21 protein-coding genes are annotated in these 19,175 nt (G+C 71.9%); 11 read left to right on the forward strand and 10 right to left on the reverse strand.

The features are described from left to right. Window positions 1–40 precede the first annotated feature (40 nt). Both K7W41_RS13305 and K7W41_RS13310 read left to right on the forward strand, forming a co-directional pair. Window positions 41–823 (forward strand): hypothetical protein, encoded by a 783-nt coding sequence (locus tag K7W41_RS13305; RefSeq protein ID WP_224609374.1) that lies wholly within the window; start codon window positions 41–43, stop codon window positions 821–823. Then, window positions 824–3,322, forward strand: a complete 2,499-nt coding sequence (locus tag K7W41_RS13310; RefSeq protein ID WP_224609377.1) for a hypothetical protein — start codon at window positions 824–826, stop codon at window positions 3,320–3,322. Between the two features lie 38 nt (window positions 3,323–3,360). Here K7W41_RS13310 and K7W41_RS13315 read toward each other — a convergent pair whose 3' ends face one another. Then, window positions 3,361–3,840: a hypothetical protein gene (locus tag K7W41_RS13315; protein WP_224609380.1), complete on the reverse strand. Its 480-nt coding sequence runs from the start codon at window positions 3,838–3,840 to the stop codon at window positions 3,361–3,363. 75 nt (window positions 3,841–3,915) lie between these two features. On the opposite strand from K7W41_RS13315, the gene mnmA reads away from it, so the two are divergent. Further along, window positions 3,916–5,094, forward strand: a complete 1,179-nt coding sequence (mnmA, locus tag K7W41_RS13320; protein WP_224609383.1) for a tRNA 2-thiouridine(34) synthase MnmA — start codon at window positions 3,916–3,918, stop codon at window positions 5,092–5,094. Between the two features lie 272 nt (window positions 5,095–5,366). Here the strand turns inward: mnmA and K7W41_RS13325 are convergent, their stop codons facing one another. The 7 genes from K7W41_RS13325 to K7W41_RS13355 all read right to left on the reverse strand — a co-directional run bounded on the left by K7W41_RS13325 (window position 5,367) and on the right by K7W41_RS13355 (window position 10,461). After that, window positions 5,367–5,729: a hypothetical protein gene (locus tag K7W41_RS13325; RefSeq protein WP_224609386.1), complete on the reverse strand. Its 363-nt coding sequence runs from the start codon at window positions 5,727–5,729 to the stop codon at window positions 5,367–5,369. A 167-nt stretch (window positions 5,730–5,896) separates the two neighbouring features. Then, a complete protein-coding gene (locus tag K7W41_RS13330; protein WP_224609387.1) occupies window positions 5,897–6,820 on the reverse strand; it encodes an NAD(P)-dependent oxidoreductase in 924 nt (307 codons plus the stop codon). A 5-nt stretch (window positions 6,821–6,825) separates the two neighbouring features. After that, the gene (locus K7W41_RS13335) at window positions 6,826–7,404 is read right to left on the reverse strand and encodes a GNAT family N-acetyltransferase (RefSeq protein ID WP_224609390.1); all 579 of its coding nucleotides are present in this window, start codon (window positions 7,402–7,404) and stop codon (window positions 6,826–6,828) included. After that, on the reverse strand, window positions 7,401–8,477 hold the full coding sequence (locus K7W41_RS13340; RefSeq protein WP_224609394.1) for a 3'(2'),5'-bisphosphate nucleotidase CysQ: 1,077 nt from the start codon (window positions 8,475–8,477) through the stop codon (window positions 7,401–7,403). Before K7W41_RS13340 ends, K7W41_RS13335 begins: the two co-directional genes overlap by 4 nt. Then, window positions 8,474–9,196, reverse strand: coding sequence for an endonuclease III domain-containing protein (locus K7W41_RS13345; RefSeq protein WP_224609395.1), 723 nt, complete (start codon window positions 9,194–9,196; stop codon window positions 8,474–8,476). The genes K7W41_RS13340 and K7W41_RS13345 overlap by 4 nt, the downstream gene beginning before the upstream one ends. Window positions 9,197–9,236: 40 nt before the next feature. Then, window positions 9,237–9,836, reverse strand: coding sequence for a DedA family protein (locus K7W41_RS13350; protein WP_224609398.1), 600 nt, complete (start codon window positions 9,834–9,836; stop codon window positions 9,237–9,239). A 55-nt stretch (window positions 9,837–9,891) separates the two neighbouring features. After that, a complete protein-coding gene (locus K7W41_RS13355; protein ID WP_224609403.1) occupies window positions 9,892–10,461 on the reverse strand; it encodes a hypothetical protein in 570 nt (189 codons plus the stop codon). 199 nt (window positions 10,462–10,660) lie between these two features. Here K7W41_RS13355 and hisZ point away from each other — a divergent pair, with 199 nt between their 5' ends. Next, a complete protein-coding gene (hisZ, locus tag K7W41_RS13360; protein WP_224609406.1) occupies window positions 10,661–11,833 on the forward strand; it encodes an ATP phosphoribosyltransferase regulatory subunit in 1,173 nt (390 codons plus the stop codon). Further along, window positions 11,830–12,480, forward strand: a complete 651-nt coding sequence (hisG, locus tag K7W41_RS13365) for an ATP phosphoribosyltransferase (RefSeq protein ID WP_224609409.1) — start codon at window positions 11,830–11,832, stop codon at window positions 12,478–12,480. Before hisZ ends, hisG begins: the two co-directional genes overlap by 4 nt. Window positions 12,481–12,514: 34 nt before the next feature. Here hisG and K7W41_RS13370 read toward each other — a convergent pair whose 3' ends face one another. Beyond that, window positions 12,515–13,714, reverse strand: coding sequence for a MalY/PatB family protein (locus tag K7W41_RS13370; RefSeq protein ID WP_224609411.1), 1,200 nt, complete (start codon window positions 13,712–13,714; stop codon window positions 12,515–12,517). Window positions 13,715–13,783: 69 nt separating this feature from the next. Here K7W41_RS13370 and K7W41_RS13375 point away from each other — a divergent pair, with 69 nt between their 5' ends. The 4 genes from K7W41_RS13375 to K7W41_RS13390 are packed head-to-tail and all read left to right on the forward strand — an operon-like array spanning window position 13,784 to window position 16,176. Beyond that, window positions 13,784–14,485 (forward strand): 5'-methylthioadenosine/adenosylhomocysteine nucleosidase, encoded by a 702-nt coding sequence (locus tag K7W41_RS13375; protein ID WP_224609414.1) that lies wholly within the window; start codon window positions 13,784–13,786, stop codon window positions 14,483–14,485. 1 nt (window position 14,486) lies between these two features. After that, entirely contained in the window at window positions 14,487–14,858 is a 372-nt protein-coding gene (locus K7W41_RS13380) for a CidA/LrgA family protein (protein WP_224609417.1), read from the forward strand. 4 nt (window positions 14,859–14,862) lie between these two features. After that, on the forward strand, window positions 14,863–15,531 hold the full coding sequence (locus K7W41_RS13385) for an LrgB family protein (RefSeq protein WP_224609420.1): 669 nt from the start codon (window positions 14,863–14,865) through the stop codon (window positions 15,529–15,531). A 57-nt stretch (window positions 15,532–15,588) separates the two neighbouring features. Further along, window positions 15,589–16,176 (forward strand): TetR/AcrR family transcriptional regulator, encoded by a 588-nt coding sequence (locus K7W41_RS13390; RefSeq protein WP_224609423.1) that lies wholly within the window; start codon window positions 15,589–15,591, stop codon window positions 16,174–16,176. 340 nt (window positions 16,177–16,516) lie between these two features. Here K7W41_RS13390 and K7W41_RS13395 read toward each other — a convergent pair whose 3' ends face one another. After that, on the reverse strand, window positions 16,517–17,263 hold the full coding sequence (locus K7W41_RS13395; RefSeq protein WP_224609426.1) for a cobalamin-binding protein: 747 nt from the start codon (window positions 17,261–17,263) through the stop codon (window positions 16,517–16,519). Window positions 17,264–17,388: 125 nt separating this feature from the next. On the opposite strand from K7W41_RS13395, the gene K7W41_RS13400 reads away from it, so the two are divergent. Together K7W41_RS13400 and K7W41_RS13405 are read left to right on the forward strand one after the other, a co-directional pair. Then, window positions 17,389–18,105 carry a c-type cytochrome gene (locus tag K7W41_RS13400; protein WP_224609429.1) on the forward strand — a complete coding sequence of 239 codons (717 nt, stop codon included), beginning with the start codon at window positions 17,389–17,391 and terminating at the stop codon, window positions 18,103–18,105. A 215-nt stretch (window positions 18,106–18,320) separates the two neighbouring features. Continuing rightward, window positions 18,321–19,169, forward strand: a complete 849-nt coding sequence (locus K7W41_RS13405) for a group III truncated hemoglobin (RefSeq protein WP_224609432.1) — start codon at window positions 18,321–18,323, stop codon at window positions 19,167–19,169. Window positions 19,170–19,175 lie beyond the last annotated feature (6 nt).

Consider the following 19,175-nt stretch of genomic DNA (forward strand, 5'->3'; position numbering starts at 1 on the left):
GGGCCACCGGCACTTTCCCCGGTTTTCTTGAGGTTCTGGCATGAAGAAGCTTGCTGTTCTGGCCACCTTAATCAGCCTGGGCGCCGCCCGGGCGCAGGTGCAGGTCACCAGCCCCCTGGTGGTCGAGCACACCGCCAGCCCCAACACCACGCTGGAGGGCTCACTGACCCTGAGCAATACGGGCGCCGCCCCGGTGCAGACCCAGCTCTCGCTGGGCGACGTGCGGTCGGACGCCAAGGCGGGCACGGCTTACCTGAAACCCGGCGCCCTGGAGCGCAGCAACACGGACTGGATCAAATTTTCCAGCACGCTGGTCACGGTGCCCGCAAAGGGCAAGGTGACCGTGCCCTACCGCATTCAGGTGCCCCGGAATGCCGCCCCAGGCAGCCACTGGGGTGTGGTGTTCGTGACCCCGGTGACCGGCAGTGGCGCAGCGGCCCCCACCCGGCCCAACAGCCTGAGCCTGCAGCAGGTCACCCGGTATGCCGTGCAGGTGGTCGTGCAGGTGCCCGGTGGCCAGAGCCAGCTGAAGTTCCAGGACCCCCAGCTGGGCCGCTCGGGGAGCGGCATGCAGCTGAATGTCACCCTGAGCAATACAGGCACGCGCCTGGCCGTGCCCACCACCCGGGCCGAGATCTACGACGCCAGCGGCAAACTGGTGCAGAAGATCGCGGGCCGCCCCCGCCGCGTGTACCCCGGCATGAGTGTGCTCGAAACCTATGCCATCACGGGTCTGCCCGCTGGTAAGTACCAGATTCTGGTGCTGGCCGACGACAAGAACGCAGAACTGGTGGGCGCGCGGTACGCCTTCACGGTGAACTGAATGACCGGGCGCGCGCTGGTGCTGCTGGGGTTGCTGCTGGGTGTGGGGGCCCAGGCGGTCACCGTGACGCCCCCACCAGCCCCGCTGACCGCCGAGGCGCGCACGCCGCTGACCTTTGCGCTGACACTGGACAATCCCTCGGCTGAGGTCGAACGCGGCACCCTGCGCCTGGACCTGCCCCCTGGATGGTCGCTGCTGGCCGGCGACCTGGACTATGCGCTGGCGCCCGGTGAGCGCCGCGTGGAGTTGCTGACCCTGTTGCCGCCCGCACAGCTGCCGGCCGGCGAGCTGAACCTCCAGGTCGCCACGCTGCAGGGCTCGGCGGCGGTGCGGCTGAACGTCCCTGCCCAGCCCCGGCTGGAAGTCACGGTGCTCAGCGCCCCAGATGCCAGCGCCAGTTCCAGCTACGACGTGACGTGGCGGGTGACCAACAGCGGCAACGTGCCGCAGGTGTTGCGCCTGTCAGCGCAGGGCGAGGGTGTACAGGTCACCCTGAGCCGCAGCAGCCTGCGCCTCGCCCCGGGCGAGGCCGCCGAGGTACAGGCACAGGTGCAGGTGCCCCTCAGTGGGCGCGCGCGACGGCTGCAGGTCACGCTGCAGGTGCAGGGGCAGGGCCCGGGCGCCACCAGCCGGGTCGCCACCGACCGGGTGCGGCGCCAGCCGTCCGTGGAGGAGCTGTACCACGTCTTTCCCCTCCGGGTGACCCTGGGCACCGGGACCAGCGCGCCCGGGCAGCTGGACTTCACGGTCAGTGGGCAGGGCGCGCCGGTTCAGGGCGACCCGGGCATCCTGGACCTGCTGGCCAGCCGCACTGCTTTCCGGGTGGCCTACCGCCGCCCCGATCTGTCCTGGAGCGCCGGGCAGCTGACCCCCCAGGCCAATCCCCTGTTTGCGGGCGAGATGCTGGGGATCGCCGGCACGCGGCGCCTGGGCCCCCTGACCGTGGGGGCCTATGCGGGGCAGCGGCAGGCGCAGCCCAGCGTGGGCGGCACCCTGACCTTTCAGGGCCCCCAGGGGCAGCTGGGGCTGAACCTGGACCGCACCGGCAGCGCGGTGACAGCTGGCCTGGGCGGAGAGCTGCGCGGCCCACTGGGGCCCGGCACTGCGGGGGTCACGGGGGCGGTGGCCCTGAACCTGACCACCGGCACCGCTGCGGCCCAGGCGCAGGGCAGCTACCAGACACCGGCAGCCGACCTGAACCTGCAGTATGCGGGGGCCACCGCAGGCTGGAAGGGCGCGGCGACCCCCACCCGCTCGGTGGCGGCCAGCCTGACCCTGCGCCCCAGCCCGGCCCTCACACTGGGCCTGCAGGTGGGGGCGCAGGGCGGCGAGGTGTTGACCCCGCGCCTGAGCGCATCGGCCTCGGTGCGGCGCGCCTTTGGGCAGGTGGACCTGAATTACCTGTCTACCCCCACCACCCAGAGCGTTTCCGGCGCCCTGGGCCACACCTGGCAGGACACGCCGCTGCGCCACCAGATCACCTGGACGGCGCCCAGTGCCAGTGCCGGAGCACAACTGGCCTACCAGCTCAGCGCCACGCGCCGGCAGGGCAGTTTGCAACTGCTGCCCACGGTGGGGGTGAGCCACGACCTGCGCAGCGGGCAAACCACACTCTCGGGTGGGCTGCGCGCCGATTACCGGGCCAGCGCGCAAAGCGCCTACAGCGTCAGTGTGGCCAGCACCAACCTGATGGCCGGGCAATTCAGCGCCGAGCTGAGCGCCACCCACACGCCCCCGGACCGCGCCACATCCACGCTCAGTGCCAAGGTGTCGCGCCAGGACACCCGCTGGCGTGCGGAGGTGCGGGCGTCGGTGAATCTGGCCCTGGACCTGCCAGTGCAGCGGCGCACCGACCTGGCCCGCCTTGAGGGCCGCATTCTGCTGCCGGGCGGCGCAGGCGCGCCGGGGCTGCTGCTGCGCGCAGGCGACCTGGCGGCCGAGACCGATGCCCAGGGCCGCTTTGTGTTCGAGGCCCTGCCGGCCGGCACCGTGGCCCTGAGCCTGCTGGGCGGCACACTGCCCCCAGGCACGCAGCTGGAACCGACCCTGCCGCTGCTGCTGGACCTGCGGGCCCAGGAAACAAGGCGGCTGGAGGTGCGTGGGCTACAGACCGCCACCCTGAGCGGCCGCATTCAGGTGCAGCTGCCCGAACGGTCCAGTGAACCCGGGGTGCGCGAGGCCCTGGCTGACGAGGTTCCGGCCCTGACCCGGCTCAGCTTTGAGCTGACGGCACCAGGGCAGTCGCCCGTCACCGTGAGCCCTAACCCCGACGGGTCATTCCGCTTTGTGGGACTGCTGCCCGGGACCTATACCCTGCGCCTGTGCCCCGACGCCGAAGCCCTGCTGGTGGGCCAGGCACTGCCAGCGCCGGTTGACGTCACCCTGCACGGCGGCGAGGAACAGGCCTTGGAGATCAACCTGCTCTGGCGCCCCCGCGAGGTGCGGATCGACGAGGTGCAGGACCTGACCCCGGCGCCGCTGCCGCCCCAGGCCCCCTGACGCGGGGCTGCCCCCAGGTGGGGCCCTGCGCTGGGCGCCTACCGCTGCCCCCAGCGCAGGCTGCCGGCCACCTGGGCCGTCATGCGGTCCCAGACCGCCCGCCGGGCCACCGGATACACGGTGAGCACGCCCGCTTCATCGCCGCCGCGCACCAGGACCTTCTCGTAGAAGATGCGGCCATCGGCCTGGAAGCCGCTGAGCACAAACCCGGACGGCAGCAGGCGGCGGTAGGTCACCCGGGCGCCGCTCTCGGCCCAGAACCGGGCGGTCCAGGCCATCCAGGCGCCAGGACTCGCCTGCTCCAGCACCCCGGGCGCGTGGCTGCCCCACACGCTCAGCTTGACCTGACCATCGGCACTTTGCCAGCTCTGACCGTCGCCGTTGTCGGGTGGGCGCTGGGCAATGAGGCCCTGTGGAATGTCAACCCAGTAGTTGAAGCGGGCATTGCCATAGGCGCTTAGAGGCGCCCCCAGAGCGGCCGAGGCCAGCAGCAGAGCCGGAAGAACGGGCAGACGCATCCATCCAAGCCTACTGCGCAATTGCCGCGCGCCTCACCGCCGCGCACAGCCCACTCTGTTAAGCTGCCCGGCTGTATGAGCGCGCCTGTGCCCCTGTCCCCGCCCGTCCCCGCCCCTGCTGCCGGCAGCGGGGAACGTGTGCTGTGCGCCATGTCCGGCGGGGTGGACAGCAGCGTGACGGCCGCGCTGCTCAAGGATCAGGGCTATCAGGTGGTGGGCGCCATGATGCGCTTCTGGCCCGACGACAAGCGCGTGGACACCTTCGACACCTGCTGCTCGCCCGACGCTGCCTACGAGGCCCGACGGGTGGCCGAGCAGGTGGGCGTGCCCTTTTACCTGCTGGACTACCGCGAGCAGTTTCAGCGGCACATCGTGGGCCCGTTTCTGGATGAATACGCGCGGGGCCGCACGCCGAACCCCTGCGTGAACTGCAACACCAAGGTTAAGTTCGACGAACTGGTGAAAAAGGCCAAGATGCTGGGCTGCCGCTACGTGGCCACCGGGCATTACGTCAAGCGCGTGGAAACGGCGGCGGGCGAGGTGCAGTTTCACCGGGGCGACGACCCCCGCAAGGACCAGACCTATTTCCTGTGGGGCACCCCGCGCGAGGCCCTGCCCTACATCCTGTTTCCGGTGGGCGAACTGGAAAAGCCGCAGGTGCGCGCCATTGCCGAGGCGCGCGGCCTGCTGACCGCCCGCAAGCCCGAAAGCCAGAACATCTGCTTCGTGCCGGGCAAGGTGCAGGACTTTGTGGCCGAGCACCTGCCGCAGGCCAGCGGCTTCATCCGCGAGATCGCCACGGGCGAGGTGGTGGGCGAGCACCTGGGCACGCAGTTTTACACCCTGGGCCAGAAGAAGGGCCTGGGCCTGTACCAGAGCCACCGGGTGCGCCACGTGGTTCACTTGGACACGGCCACCAATACCGTCTGGGTGGGCAATTACGAGGACTGCCTGTGGACCGGGCTGCGGGCTGGCAGTGCCAACTACCTGCTGGACCTGTCTGCCCTACCGACCGAGCTGGACGTGCAGGTGCGCTACCGCACCGCGCCGGTCAAGGCCCGCGTGGTGCACGCCGACGAACACGGCTTTGAGCTGGCCTTCGCCGAGCCGCAGTTTGCCGTGGCGCCCGGCCAGAGCGCGGTGCTGTACGACGGGCCCCGCCTGCTGGGCGGCGGCCTGATTGAAGACCATGTGCGCGAGCTGCCCCCGCTGAGGCCCGTGCCAAGAAAGCGGCTTGCCGTCAACCTGAGCTGATCGGCTTTCCAGATCATACGAACGGACTCACAGAGCTGCTTCGCAAAGCGAGCAAGAGGAGCACGGGCTGTCGGGCGTGGCGCCGACACAGTGGCTCTTTTTCGATATGTTGGCGGAACAGGTGGACTCCGGATCAGACAGATTCCGGATAACCCCCTTTGCCCCCTTCGGTGCTTTCACCCCTCTCCATCACCTTGTCTCCTGCTCCCCCTGCTGGCGCAGCTCTACGAACCCGGTCGGGATTCACCGCAGCTCCAATCCAGCCGAAATCCTTATCCTTTCAGGCGCGTGACGTTGCAGGTCTTCAGCTGACCGGGCTCGCCTTCCAGCTGGGCCGTTGCGATCTGCTCCGGGCGGTTCTGGCTGGTCACGCCGGTGCGGGTCTGTCCAGGCAGGATCTTCTCTGTCACCCGCAAGTAACATGCGAACGGTTCGGCACCACTGAAGGGAACGAAGGTGACGATCAAGGTGTTGACGTCGTACAGCAGGTCCTCGCTGCGGCCTGCGGTCTGAGTGCTGAAGAACACGCTTCCGAGACGTCCCTCGAAGGTCACGGCGTTCTTCTTTTTCAGGGTGGCGCTCCACTCGAAAAATTGCATGCGCTCGTCCCCGGTCGTGAAGGGCGGGACGCGCACGGTGACTGCACTGGCTTTGCTAGTCGTCCACTGGACGCGCCAGGTCTGGCCTGTCTGAACGCCGAGCGCGGCGGCCCTGGCCTGCGGTGAGGAGGGGGTAGCCTGGCTGGGAAAGGCGGTGAGGGTGCTCAGGCAGAGCAGGAGCGGGAGGCGTAGAACGGTTCGCATCAGTACAGTCCCCCCACCTCAACCCGCCCTTCGGGCTCCACACCCTGCTGCAGATCAATCAGGAAATTGCGCGCCAGTTCGGCGCCGCGCGCCACCAGATCGGCCGTGGTGCTGGCGATGTGCGGGGTCAGGATCACGTTGGGGAGGGTCCAGAGCACATGATCGGCGGGCAGGGGTTCGGGGTCGGTCACGTCCAGCACGGCGCCGCCCAGGTGCCCGCTCTGCAGGGCGCCCACCAGATCGTCGGTCACGATCAGGGGCCCCCGGCCCACGTTGCACAGCCACGCGCCGGGCTTCAGGGCGGCCAGGGTCTGCGCGTTCACGATCCCGCGTGTCTCCTCGGTGCCCGGCAGCAGCACCACCACCCAGTCGGCCGCCGCCAGCAGTTCGGCGCGCTCGGTGGCCGAGGTGCCGCTGCGAATGCCGCTCACCTGCGCGCCGTGCGGCGAGAGCAGGGCCTCCAGTTGCCGCCCAATGTGCCCGTGGCCCCACAGCACCACCTGCTGCCCCTCCAGGGTGCTCAGGCGGGCGGTCTGCGGCAGCGCGGGCGAGGCCCACTGGTGCCGCGCCTGGGCGTCGCGGAACAGGTGCAGCCCGCGCGAGGCCGCCAGCATGCCGGCCAGCACATGCGCGGCCACCGCGCGGTCATGCAGGCGGCTGGCGTTGTACAGCGTGGCCCCCTCGGGCAGGTGGCCCTGCACATGCTCAATGCCCGCCGTGAGGGTCAGGACCCAGTTCAGGCCCGGGGTGCCCAGTAGCTGCCGGCGCTGGTCCGGGCCCACCAGCCACAGCACCACGCCGTCGGCGGGCCCATCCGGCACCTCTGTGCGGCTGTAAAAACCGAAGGTGACCCCGGGCACGCTGCCCTCGTCGTGGGCGGCCAGGGCACGGAATTCCGGCACATCGGGAACAAGAACGCGCATGGGGTCTATTCTGCCGCGTTTTGGGCGCTGGCCTCCTGGGCGGCCAGCCACTGCGCGCGCGTGAGTTCCATATGCACGTCGGTGCGGCCGGCGCGGGCGGTGCGGCCCACCTCACGGAAGCCACAGGCTGCAAAGGCCCGCTGCGCGCGGCGATTGTGGGCAAAGGTGGTCAGGCGCACGCGGCTCAGGGGCGCGTCTCGTTCCTGAAAGGCCCAGGTCAGCAGCGCGCCCACCGCTGCGCGGCCGTAGCCCTGGCCCCACAGTTCGGGCCGGCCGATCATTACGCCCAGGGTGGCGGCCGTGGGGGTCAGGGGGGGCGGCGGGCGCAGGTCGTACAGTTCGGCGCTCCCGATCAGCTGGCCGCGCTCGTCCAGCACGCCAAAACCCGCGCGCTCGCCGGTGCGCTCCTCTTCCCGCATGACGCGGCGGAACAACCAGCCCGGCATGCGAATGGGGCGGGCGTCGTTCCAATCGGCCAGTTCGCGGCTGCGAAAAAAAGTGTGCAGGGTGCGCCACTCGGCCGCCGTGAAGTCCAGCACCGGCTTCAGGGTCACGCGAATCCGTTGGGGAGGCGGCTGAATCATGCCCCAGCGTCACCTGCGCCGGCGCCAGCCCCGCCGGCCTGCAGGGGCCCCAGCGCCCGGGTCACGTCGCGGGTCAGGCGCTCCAGGTGAAAGGCGTCGCCCTCGGCGCGCTGCACCTGCCGGGTCTGGGGGTCCACCACCAGCAGGGCCAGGGGCCGCCCGCCCGCGTGGCGCACGCTTACGCCCGGGTGCGCCGAAAGCGCTGCCTGATCCTCGGGCGGCAGCACCGCCCACGCGGGGTCGGCCGGGGTCAGGCCCAGGTGGGCCAGCGGCACGCGGTGTTCGGCCAGGGCGGCGTCCAGCCACGCCAGCGCCGCCGGGTGCCCGGCGATCAGGCCCTGTTCAAGGTGCGGGCGCGGCTGGTTGTAGGCAATGGGGCGGCCATCGCGGCGGCGCAGTTCGCCCCCAGCGGCGCGCAGCAGGGCGTGCCCGGCCGCCAGATCCCACTCGCTGCGCGGCGACATGGAAAAGGTGGCGTCGGCCTGCGCCGCCGCGATACGGGCCAGCTTCAGGGCGATGCTGCCGCTGGGCGCCATGCCGGGCAGCGGCACGGCGTGCAGTTCGCGGCCATATTCACTGTCAGAGACGGCCACCCGCCAGTCTGGGCCTGGGGCGGGCGGGGGCACGGCTTCCCCGTTCAGGGTCACGCCCTCGCCCACCACCCCGCTGAACAGTTCGTCGGTGGCCGGGGCGTACACCACGCCCAGCACCGGCTCGCCGCCCACCGCCAGCCCAATGCTCACGCAGTAGTCGGGGCTGCCAGACGCGAATTCCCGGGTGCCGTCAATGGGGTCCACGATCCACACCCGCTCACGGGCCAGCCGGGCGGGGCTGTCGGCCTCTTCTTCAGAGAGCAGGCCGTCGCCCGGAAACGACTGCGCCAGCCCGCGCAGAATCAGCACCGAGGCCTCGCGGTCGGCGGCGGTCACGGGATCGTCGGGGCTGGTCTTGTGCTCCACCGTGAAGCCGGCGCGCAGGTGCGTGCGCAGCAGGGCGCCGGCCTCGCGCGCCAGCCCCTCGGCCACCGCCTGTTCCCGGGCCAGCGAGGGCCGATGTTCAGAACTCACCGTCATGCCCCGAGGATAGCGGCCGAGGGGCACAGGTCGGCCAGCACGCAGCGGCCACAGCGCGGGTGGCGCGGGGTGCAGGTGGCGCGGCCGTGGCGCACGCCCGCCACATGCAGCGCCCAGCGGGCCCCGTGGGTGCGCTGGGTTACGGCGTCGTACCAGCGCGCGACCCGGGCGGGGGTCCAGCCGTCGGGCACCCAGCCCAGGCGCCGGGCCAGCCGGTCCAGATGGCCTTCGACCGGCATGGCGGCGCGGTGCAGGTCAAAAAGCAGCGTCAGGTTGGCCGTGTGGCGCCCCACCCCGGGCAGTCCCTCCAGCGCGGCGCGGGTGTCCTCGTCGTCCAGGGCGGCCAGCCCCTCCAGGCCCAGGGGGTGGTCCTCGTCGCCGGCCTGCTCGGCCAGGGCGCTCAGCAGGCCATACAGATGCGCCGCCTTGGCGCGGTGCAGACCGCCGCCCGCTGCCTTCAGGGTGGCCTCCAGACCGTCCGGGCCGTCCAGCAGCGCGGCCTCCCAGCGCGGGTAGGCGGCTTTCAGGGCGCGGAACTGCCGGTCGGCGGCGTCCCGGGTGTTCTGCTGGCCCAGGATGGTCCGGATGAGCGCGTCCAGCAGCGCGCCGGGGCGGGTGCGCGGCCCCGGCTCAGCGCCGGGCAGGTATTCGGCCACCAGCCGGCGCGTGACCTCGGGCAGGTGGTCTGGAACAGCGAAGGGCTGGGGCGGGCGCGGCATCTGGCGCAGGCTAGAGCAGCCTGCGGCGGGCGAAGGTGCTTCAGAACGCGCTTGGGGGGGTGCGCCGGCTGGCGAGCAGTTTCAGGGCCACCGGCACCACGCTCAGCACCAGCGCGGCGCCCACAATCAGCAGGATGTAACGGTCCAGGTGCGGCACCAGCGCGCCCAGCCAGTAGGCCAGGGCCGGCACGCCCACGCCCCACAGCAGCGCGCCGGCCACGTTGTACACGGTAAAGCGCCCAAAGGGCATGCGACTGACCCCGGCCAGGGTGGGCACCAGCGTGCGCACCACGGGCACAAAGCGCGCACTGATCACCGCCAGGGCGCCGTAGCGGGCAAAAAACTGCTCGGCCTGGGTCACGTATTCGGGGCGGAACAGCCGGGCATCCGGGCGGGCGAACACGGCGGGCCCAAAGCGCCGCCCGATGGCGTATCCCGCCACGCACCCGGCAATGGCGCCCACCACCACGGCCGCCATCACCCCGCCCAGGCTCAGCTTGCCGCTGGCGGCCAGCAGCCCGGCGGCGATCAGCAGGCTGTCGCCCGGCAGAAAAAACCCCACCAGCAGCCCCGTTTCCGCAAATACGATGGCCAGCAGCCCCAGATACGAGGCCGACAGAATCACGCTGGTGAGGTCCATGGGCCCCAGCCTAGAGCATGGCGCGGGGGCATTTGGGGCCCTGCCCCCACAGCCCTCAGCGCGCCCGCAGGGCCGTGCGATTGCCCGCTGTGTCGGTCACCAGGATGTCGGCCCAGATGCCAGTGGTTTCGGCGTAGAACTCCACGCGGGGGCCCGGGGTGATGTTCAGGCGGTTGCCGTCCACGGTGACCTGCGCCACGCGCACGTTGTCGGTGGCCACCCCAGAGACCCGGATCACGTTGCCGCTGCGCTCAAAGCGCGTGACCTTGATGGCGGGCCGGGTCGGGTCCACGCTCACGGGCAGCACCAGGCTGGACTCGTTGCCCGCCGCGTCCCGCGCGGCGATGGTGTACTTGCCTGTGGGCGTGCTCAGCACCGCCTGAAACTGAAAGCGCGCGATCTTGTGGCTGCCCGGCTGGATGGGAATGGGCTTGCCGTCCACCGTGATCTGCGTGACCCCCACGTCGTCAAGCGCGTAGCCCTGAATCAGAAAACTGGGGCTGCGCCCCACGCCGCCCTCGCCCGCCGTCACGCTGATGCGGGGCTTGAAGGTGTCGGTCGTGCGGGCGCAACTGGCCAGGGAGAGCGTGAGGGCGCCCAGCAGGGCAAGGGCGATGGCGCGCATACGGGGGGCAGTATAGGGGGTGGATGGGGAATGGTTGATGGTGGAGGGAGGGGAAGGGCGTGGAGAGGCCATTGGGGTCAGGAAGGCGCTAAGGCGCCTGCACCTGCACTTCTCTCCCGGCAACTCGGCGCCCGCTCCACCTCCATCACCGGTCTACCATCAACCATCAACCCTCCCCCCTCTCCTCCCCCGCCCTACAATGCCCGGCGTGAGTGCCGCTTTTGCTCCTGACCCCGCGCGCCTGTCGGCGTCTATTCCCGAGGGCACACGCGACGTGCTGCCCCCGGAATGGGCCCAGCGCGAGGCGATTCGTGCCCAGCTGTCGGCGTGTTTTGGCCGCTGGGGCTACCGGGGCGTGGAGGTCCCGGCCCTGGAATACGCCAGCCCGCAGCATCCCCAGGACGCGCTGGCCTTCAAGCTGATTGATTCGGGCGGGCAGGTGCTGGCGCTGCGCAGTGAATTCACCACGGCCGTGGGCCGGCTGGTGCGCGCCCGCTTTCCGCAGGGGCCCTTTCCGCTGCGGCTGCAGTACAGCGGGCGGCTGTGGCTGCGCGCCCTGAGCAGCGAACTGGGCCGCCTGCGCGAATTCAACCAGCTGGGCGTGGAACTGATTGGCGTGGAGACCCCCGCCGCCGACGCCGAACTGCTGCATCTGGCCGCCGCCGCCCTGGGCGCCGTGGGGGTCAGCGCGCAGTTGGAGGTGGGCTACCCCGGTTTCGTGGACGCGGTGCTGGAAGACGCCGGCCTGCACGGCCCCGCCCGCGCCGCGCTGCACGACGCCGTGGACCGCAAAAGCGGCGCCGATGTGGACCTGCTGTGCGACCGCTTTGGCCTGGGCACAGACACCCGGCGCACCCTGCACGCCCTGACCGATCTGTACGGCGGCCCCGAGGTGCTGGACACCGCACAGGCCCTGGCGCAGGGCGAGCGGGCCCACGAGGCGGTGGCCCACCTGCGCGCCGTGGCCCGCCTGTACGCGGGGCCCCTCCTGTTTGACCTGGGGGTCAGCCGCCGCTACGACTACTACACCGGGCTGACCTTCCGCGCCTACGCCGCCGGCCTGAACCAGCCGGTGCTGGGCGGCGGGCGCTACGCCCTGGGGGGCGGGGCCGGGTCCCTGCCTGGCGCGGGGTTTGCCCTGGGCCTGGAACGCCTGATGCGCGCCCTGGCCCCCATGCTGCCCCCGGAGCCCGAGGTGGTGCTGGCCCTGGACCTGCCGGCCGCCGAGGCCGCCCGCGCCCAGGGCCTGCACGCCGAGCTGGCCTGGACCGAGAACCGCGCGCAACTGCAGGCCTTCTGCGCAGCGCGCGGCATCCAGCGCATGGTGGGCAGCGGCCCTGGCGGCGCCGAGTTCACGGCGGTGGACGCATGACCCCGCCCCCCACCCACGGCCAGGGGCACCTGACCCTGGCCCTGCCCAAGGGCCGCATTCTGGACGAGGCGGTGTCGCTGCTGGCCCGCGCGGGGCTGCCCCTCACGGTGCCCGAGAAATCCCGCGCCCTGCGCCACGAGTTCCCCGGCGTGACGGTGCTGGAACTGCGCAACCAGGACGTGCCCACCTACGTGGACCTGGGCGTGGCCGACGCCGGCATTGTGGGCAAGGACGTGCTGATCGAGTCTGGCCGGGCGGTGTACGAGCCCGTGGACCTGCACTTTGCCGGCTGCCGCCTGTCCCTGATCCGCGAGGTGGGGGCGGCGGGCGAGATTGCCCGGGTGGGCACCAAGTACCCCCGCGCCGCCCGCGCCTACCTGAACGCCCAGGGCATCCCCGCCGAGATTGTCAAGCTGAGCGGCAACATTGAGCTGGCCTGCCTCACGGGCCTAGCGGACGCGGTGGTGGACCTCGTGCAGACTGGCAGCACCCTGCGCGCCAACAACCTCGAAGAGGTGGACGTGCTGTTTCACTCCACCGCCCGCCTGATCGTGAACCGCGCGGCCCTCAAGGTGCGCCGCGAGCGGCTCCGCCCCCTGATTGAGGCGCTGCGGGAATTGACGCAGGAAATGGGAAGTGGGGAGTAGGCAGTGGGCAGTGGACCTTCCCACTGCCCACTCTCTACTGACTGCTTTGCTCAAAAGCCCTCGTCATCCGCTCTAACGCTTCGCGCAGCAGCTCGCGGCTGGTGGCGAAATTCAGGCGGATAAAGCCCTGATACTGCGGCTTGTGGGCCTCGTGGGCAAAGACCGGGCCGTCGTGCACCGCCACCTTCGCTTCCTCCAGCAAGAAGGCCTGCATGTCCCCGGCGCGGGGATGGGCGCGCAGGTCCAGCCACGCCAGGTAGGTGGCCTGGGGCGCATGCACGCGCGCCCAGGGCCAGTGCTCGCGCACGTAGGCCAGCAGCAGGTCGCGGTTGCCGCGCAGGTACGCCAGGGTCTCCTGTAGCCAGGGGCCGCCCTCCTGCAGGGCCGCGCGCCACATGGTCACGCTCAGGGCACTCTCGTGGCCCATCAGGCCGCCCGCCGCCGCCCGCACACGCCCCACCAGCCCGGCGTTGTGGCTGATCATGGCGCCAATGCCCAGTCCGGCGGTGTTGTAGGCCTTGCAGGGCCCGGTCAGGGTCAGGGTGCGGCTCTGCACGCGGGGATCGGCGGCAAAGGCTTCAAAGGGTTCATCTGTAAAGCGCAGGTCGGCGTGCAGTTCGTCGCTCATCACGAACAGGTCGCGGGCCAGCGCAAGGTCGCGCAGGCGGCGCAGTTCGTCGGCGGTCCACACGCGCCCGGTGGGGTTGTGGGGGTGGCACAGCAGCAGCAGCCGCGCGCCGCGCGAGGCCGCGTCCAGCGCCGCCCAGTTGATCTCGTAGCCGCCTTCGGTGTCGCGTAGGGGCACGCCGGCCACCCGCCGCCCCTGGTCGGTAATGGCGAGGTGAAAGGGGTGGTACACCGGCGTCATGGTCACCACCAGTTCGCCGGGGCTGGTCAGGGCGTGCACGGCCGCGTAGATGCCGGGCACCACGCCGGGCAGAAAAGTGATGCCCTCGGGCGGCAGCCCACCCAGGCCCTGCGCCGCCAGCTTGGCGCTCAGGGCCGTTTTCAGTGCCGGGTCGCCCTGCAGCTGCGCGTAGCCCAGGCCGTGGGCCAGCCGGGCCTGCAACGCCGCCACGATGGGCGGGGCCACCGGGTAATCCATATCGGCGATCCACAGCGGAATCACGTCTTCGGGGTACAGGGTCCACTTGAAGGAATCGGGGTGGCGCAGGGCCGCCGTGTCCAGCGTGTCGCGCGGGTTGGGGGCCTCTGGGCGGCGGGCGTCCGTCATAGCGCCGAGCATACGCCCCCGCGCGTGAGAGCCCTGCGCGCGCCCCCCGCCCCCGCTATGCTGGGCGCCATGCTGGCGATCATTGGCGCAATGGACGAAGAAATCGAGGTCTTGCTTGCGGACCTGCAGGCGCGTGAGGACCTGACCTTTCCGGGCGTGACCCTGCACCGGGGCGCGCTGGAGGGGGTGCCGGTGCTGCTCACGCGCGGCGGGATCGGCAAGGTGAACGCGGCCATGACCACCACCTACCTGCTGGGGCAGGGCGCCACCCGGGTGATCTTTACCGGCGTGGCGGGCGCGCTGCACCCGGACCTGCGCGTGGGCGACATCGTGGTGAGCACCGACTGCGTGCAGCACGACGTGGACGTCACCGCCCTGAATTACCCGCTGGGCACGGTGCCGGGCGAGAGCCCCAGCTGGGCCGCCGACCCCATTCTGCGCGCGGTGGCCGTGGAAGCGGCGGCCGAGGTGCCGGGCGTGCAGGTCATGGAAGGCCGCGTGGCCAGCGGCGACCAGTTCATTGCCGCGCGCGAGGACGTGCAGCGCCTGTGGACCGCCTTTGGCGCCGCCTGCGCCGAGATGGAAGGCGCCGCCGTGGCCCAGGTGTGCGCCAAGGCCGAGGTGCCGTTCGTGGTGATCCGTTCAGTCAGCGACACCGCCGACCAGAGCGCCGAGGTGGATTACCGCGAATTCATGCCCCAGGTGGCCCGCCACGCCAAACAGGTGGTGCGCGGCATGCTCGCGCGCCTGAGTGGGCAGGCCAGCGCCTGAGATGAGCGCCCCGCCCCTGCCGCCCGCCGTGCGTTTTGTGCTGGGCCTGGGCGTGCTGCTGGGCTTTGCGGCGGCCGGACAGGCCCTGGTGGGCGCGCTGCAGTGGCCCCTGCCGGGCGCTGTGGTGGGGCTGGCGCTGCTGTGGGCGGCCCTGGGCCTGGGTGTGGTGAAGCTGGCCTGGATCGAGCCCGCCGCCGATGGCCTGCTGGGGGTGCTGGGCCTGCTGTTTGTGCCCGCCACCGCCGGCGCGGTGCAGTTTCTGGGTGCCGGGGCCGCCTGGGGCCTGTGGCTGCTGACCCTGACGGCGGCGCTGCTGCTGGGCGCGGGCGCGGCCGGCCTGCTGGCCGGACGGCTGCTGCGCCCCGGGGCGTAACGCGGTGGGGTGGCTGGCCCTGACCCTGCTGGCCTTTGCACTGGGCGTGTGGGCGCAGGCGCGCAAGCGGACGCCGCTGGCCAATCCCACCCTGATCGCCACCCTGGCGGTGGCCGGGGCGCTGCTGCTGTCCGGCACCCCGTACAGCAGCTACGCAGAGGCCGCCCGCCCCCTCACCAGCCTGCTGGCCCCGGCGGTGGTGGCGCTGGCCGTTCCCCTGTACCGGCACCGGGCGCTGCTGGCCCGGCAGTGGCGGGCGCTGGTGCTGGGCGGGGCCGCAGGCACCGGAGTGGCGCTGGCCGTCAACGCCCTGCTGGCGCGGGCCCTGCACCTGTCCCCCGACGCCACCCGCGCCCTGCAAACTGCCCCGGCCACCAGTCCGGTGGCGCTGCAACTGGCCCCGCTGACGCACGCGCCGCCCGCGCTGGCGGCCACTCTGGCGGTGCTGTCGGGGCTGCTGGGCGCGCTGCTGCTGCCCCCGGTGCTGACCCGGCTGGGCGTGCGTCATCCACTGGCGCGTGGGCTGGCCATTGGCGCGGTGGCCCACGGCATCGGGACCGCGCGGGCGCGTGAGGAAGGCGAGCAGACGGGCGCGGCGGCCTCGCTGGGCATGGGACTGGCGGCGCTGCTGGTCACGGCGGTGGTGGGCCTGCTGGCGCTGGGACACCGGTGACAGCGCGCCGGGCGCGCAGTTGACGCGCCCCCCCGGCAGCCGGGATGCTGGGCGCCTATGGCGCGAAAGGTCAACCCCATTCAGGACCGCCTGCGCCGCGCCGCCCTGGAACGCGCGGCGTATCTGGCGATCTACGAGCGCGGTTACGCCGGGGTGACGCTGGCCGACATCGCCGCGCACGCCGGGGTCAGCCGGGGCACGCTGGTGTACCACTTCGGCAGCCGCGCGGGGCTGCTGGCGGCCGTCATGCGCCGCTTTTCGCGCACCATCGCCGTGGCCACCCGCCGCGCCGTGCGCCAGGCCCAGACCCCGGAAGCCAAGCTGCGCGCCTACGTGGACAACCAGTTTTACGGTATTGAGAACACCCGGCGCTTTTACACCGTGTCGCTGGACTTTCTGGCCGCCGCCACCCGCGACCCCGAACTGATGGCCGTGCAGCGCGCCGCCCTGCGCGAATCGCTGGCCGCCGATCTGGAACTGGCGCGGCTGGCCGGCGAGCACGGCGCCGAGGCCCGCGCTCGCTTGCTGCGCGCCATCGTGGAGGGCCTGAGCGTGCGCTTCCTGGCCGACCCCGCGCCGGACCTCGCCCAGTACCGCGCCGACTGTTTGGCGGGGCTGCGGGCGGTGCTGGACAGGGGGGTGTAGGGCGTGGAAAAAGAGGGGGCGCGGGTGGCGGGCGGCGGGGTGCGGGGCAGAGGTAAGGCGGAACTTCAGGTGAGCCGCTGGTGGGGGGTGAATAGGGTCAGCGGCCTACACGACGTTTCCCTTATGGCCTGCTCGCCTCACCTGAACACGGTTCGGAAGCGAGGCTGATTCAGGCTTCCCCTGCTTCCAGTGCCGACCACGACGAGCGCAGGGACGCTTCTCCACCGCCCCAGCCCTGGATTTTCCCGGGTCCGCTTCCCGCCGTGCCATCAGCGCACCTGAAGTTCCGTCGTACCGCCTCCCCGCGCCCCGCCGCCTGCCAACCGCACCCTCTCTTTTCCTACGTCCCACCCCCCACACCCAGCCCATCTATCGCCGCGCGCAGTTGCCGCGCCCCCTCAATCAAGCGGGGCCCCGGGCGGCCCAGGCCACTTTCGGGAATCGCCACCACCGCCGCGCCCAGGCCGCGCGCTTCGATCACCTCGGGGCGCAGTTTTTTCACGCCGCACCACGAACACACGATCAGGTCGGGGCGGGCCTCGCGCACCTGCTCCAGCGTCAGGGGGCGGCTGCGGCCGTCCAGGTCACCCAGGGCGTTCACCGCCCCCAGCCGGGCCAGCAGTTCGGTCACCCACGACTCGCGGGTGGCGGCGATGATGGGCCGGGGCCACCACTCCACCACCACGCGCACCGGGCGTTCGGTCTCGCGGTGCAGCGCCGTCAGGTCGGCGTCCAGGGCCTGGGCCAGGGCCTCGCCCTGCGGCGCGCGGCCAATCAGGGCCCCCACCTGCCTGATGCTCTCCAGGGTCTGGTCCAGGGTGGTGGGGTCCAGCACGGCCATGTTCAGGCCCGCCGCCTCCACCTCGGCCACCACCCGCTCCATGCCGGGCACGCTCAGGCTGGCCAGCACCAGATCCGGGCGGGCGGCCACCAGCGCGGGCACGTCAATGTTCAGGTCCGGGCCCAGGCGGGCGGCGTGGTCCAGGCCCGGCGCGTCGCTGTGGCTGTCCACCGCCACCAGCGCCCCCGTGGCCCCCAGGGCATGAAGAATGTCGGTGTTGCTGCAGGTCAGGCTGGCCAGGCGCATGCGCCGAGTCTAGGGGGTCTGGGTGCGCCGGGGCCGGGCACGCCGCCCGCGCGGCGCAGCAAAAGACAACGAAATGCGCACTGGCACGGGCAAACGCCCCCTGACCGTGTGGTAGGCTCGGGGGCATGAAGAACACGTTCGCCGTCACCATGACGCTGCTGCTGGCCTTGACGCTGGGCGGCTCTATCGCGGGGTACCGCATTGCGACCACGCCGCACCACGAAGAAAGCCACAGCAAAGAAGGCGAGGCCAAGGAAGGCGGCGCGCAGGCCGGCGGCACCGAGGCCAAGGGCGCCACCGGGGAAGGTCAGAACATCGGCACCCGGGGCAGCGAGGAAGCGCCCAGCCCCCAGGAAGCCGCGACCGGTCCGGCCGGCGCGGGCGGGGCCCTGGGGAACGTGCGCGACGACAACGACGGCGGCACCCAGACCGGCCCCAACGGCGCGGTGATCGAGAGCAGCGACCTGCGCACCGGCGATGACCCGGCCGCCAGCACTGAGGGGACCGCCAAGAACCCCCCGGCCCAGGAAGAGGCCGCGCAGACCGGCGAGCCGCCCGCCACCCGCGCCGCTGCCGCCGAACCCCAGGGCGACAACACCGCCGGCGCCGACCTGTATGCCAGCAAGGGCTGCGCGGGCTGCCACGGCCCCCAGGGCCAGGGCCTGGTGGGCCCCTCGCTGGCCAAGGTCAAGGACTGGAGCCTGGAGCAGTTCACGGCCACCCTGCGCGAAGGCAAGACCCCGGAGCGCGTGCTCTCGGCCGCCATGCCCCGCTTCAGCGAGGACCAGCTGACCGCTTCGGACATCGCCAACCTGTACAGCTACGTCAAGACCCTGAACTGAGGCGCGGCAGCGCAGCGGCGGCCGACTTCCTGGTGGGCCGCCGCTGCGCTATTAATACGGGCAGAAGGGCGCCGCTGCGCCAAGCGTGGCGCGGGGGCCAGTCACGAACACCGGTTCCCCAATTTCTTTTCAGTCTGTAAACGCCCGCCGCCTGACACAGCGCGCCGCGTCTCCTGGGCTACCCCACCGTCCGCCTCTCCCCCACAAGGTCCCCGATGACCCAGCCCTCACCTGACGCCCCCCTGCTCACCCTGTCTCCCCTGCCGGGGTGGCCGGGCACAGCGCCCGCTGCCCCAGCGGCCCTGACCACGGCCGCCGCGCTGCTGCTTCCCCACGACGGCCTGCCAGTGGCCGACGTGCAGGGCCGTCCAGAGCGCTGGGCCCAGCTGGGGCTGGTGTCGGGGGCCCTGCGCGCGGGGGTGCCCGTGCTGGGCTGGGGCACGGGCGCGGCGCTGCTGGGACGGGCGCTGGGGGCCACGGTGTACCCCAGCACCCCGGACTGGTCGGCGCTGCCCCGCGGGGCGCAGGCTCTGGCCTGGGCCGGCCCAGGCCCGCTGCAGGTGCCGCTGCACTGGCGCCTGGACCGCGCCGTCGCCTGGGCCGGGCCGGAGTTACCGCCCCAGGTGCGCGCCGACTTTCTGGCGGCCTTGCCGGGCTGGACCTCACGCCGCCCCGCCTCGCCCCTGGAAGCGGTGGGCGGGGAAGCCGCCGTGCGCGCTGTGGTGGTCGCGTTCTACCGCCGCGCCCAGGCCGACGACCTGCTGGGCCCGGTCTTCGCCGCGCAGGTTCAGGACTGGCCCGCGCACCTGGAGAGGGTCACAGCCTTCTGGGTCACGATGCTGGGCGGCAGCGGCGCGCACGGGCCGCCCTGGCGCGGCAACCTGAACACGGCGCACGCCGGGCTGGGGCTGCGCGCGGCGCATCTGGCGCGCTGGCTGGCGCTGTGGAAGGCCACCGCCCGCGACCTGCTGCCGCCCCCGGCCGCCGAGTTGCTGGGCCAGCGGGCCCAGGTTATGGGCGCGCGCCTGAGGACGCGGGGAACTTCTCAGCGGCAGGCGCCGTAGCCTGAA

The organism is Deinococcus multiflagellatus (assembly GCF_020166415.1).
In the GTDB taxonomy this organism is placed as follows: Bacteria; Deinococcota; Deinococci; order Deinococcales; family Deinococcaceae; genus Deinococcus; species Deinococcus multiflagellatus.

Excerpts from the sequence above, each read along its gene's own strand:
- K7W41_RS13305 (WP_224609374.1), top strand. The coding sequence starts at position 41 with ATGAAGAAGCTTGCTGTTCTGGCCACCTTAATCAGCCTGGGCGCCGCC.
- K7W41_RS13310 (WP_224609377.1), top strand. The coding sequence starts at position 824 with ATGACCGGGCGCGCGCTGGTGCTGCTGGGGTTGCTGCTGGGTGTGGGG.
- K7W41_RS13315 (WP_224609380.1), bottom strand. The coding sequence starts at position 3,840 with ATGCGTCTGCCCGTTCTTCCGGCTCTGCTGCTGGCCTCGGCCGCTCTG.
- mnmA (WP_224609383.1), top strand. The coding sequence starts at position 3,916 with ATGAGCGCGCCTGTGCCCCTGTCCCCGCCCGTCCCCGCCCCTGCTGCC.
- K7W41_RS13330 (WP_224609387.1), bottom strand. The coding sequence starts at position 6,820 with ATGCGCGTTCTTGTTCCCGATGTGCCGGAATTCCGTGCCCTGGCCGCC.
- K7W41_RS13335 (WP_224609390.1), bottom strand. The coding sequence starts at position 7,404 with ATGATTCAGCCGCCTCCCCAACGGATTCGCGTGACCCTGAAGCCGGTG.
- K7W41_RS13340 (WP_224609394.1), bottom strand. The coding sequence starts at position 8,477 with ATGACGGTGAGTTCTGAACATCGGCCCTCGCTGGCCCGGGAACAGGCG.
- K7W41_RS13345 (WP_224609395.1), bottom strand. The coding sequence starts at position 9,196 with ATGCCGCGCCCGCCCCAGCCCTTCGCTGTTCCAGACCACCTGCCCGAG.
- K7W41_RS13350 (WP_224609398.1), bottom strand. The coding sequence starts at position 9,836 with ATGGACCTCACCAGCGTGATTCTGTCGGCCTCGTATCTGGGGCTGCTG.
- K7W41_RS13355 (WP_224609403.1), bottom strand. The coding sequence starts at position 10,461 with ATGCGCGCCATCGCCCTTGCCCTGCTGGGCGCCCTCACGCTCTCCCTG.
- hisZ (WP_224609406.1), top strand. The coding sequence starts at position 10,661 with ATGCCCGGCGTGAGTGCCGCTTTTGCTCCTGACCCCGCGCGCCTGTCG.
- hisG (WP_224609409.1), top strand. The coding sequence starts at position 11,830 with ATGACCCCGCCCCCCACCCACGGCCAGGGGCACCTGACCCTGGCCCTG.
- K7W41_RS13370 (WP_224609411.1), bottom strand. The coding sequence starts at position 13,714 with ATGACGGACGCCCGCCGCCCAGAGGCCCCCAACCCGCGCGACACGCTG.
- K7W41_RS13375 (WP_224609414.1), top strand. The coding sequence starts at position 13,784 with ATGCTGGCGATCATTGGCGCAATGGACGAAGAAATCGAGGTCTTGCTT.
- K7W41_RS13380 (WP_224609417.1), top strand. The coding sequence starts at position 14,487 with ATGAGCGCCCCGCCCCTGCCGCCCGCCGTGCGTTTTGTGCTGGGCCTG.
- K7W41_RS13390 (WP_224609423.1), top strand. The coding sequence starts at position 15,589 with ATGGCGCGAAAGGTCAACCCCATTCAGGACCGCCTGCGCCGCGCCGCC.
- K7W41_RS13395 (WP_224609426.1), bottom strand. The coding sequence starts at position 17,263 with ATGCGCCTGGCCAGCCTGACCTGCAGCAACACCGACATTCTTCATGCC.
- K7W41_RS13400 (WP_224609429.1), top strand. The coding sequence starts at position 17,389 with ATGAAGAACACGTTCGCCGTCACCATGACGCTGCTGCTGGCCTTGACG.
- K7W41_RS13405 (WP_224609432.1), top strand. The coding sequence starts at position 18,321 with ATGACCCAGCCCTCACCTGACGCCCCCCTGCTCACCCTGTCTCCCCTG.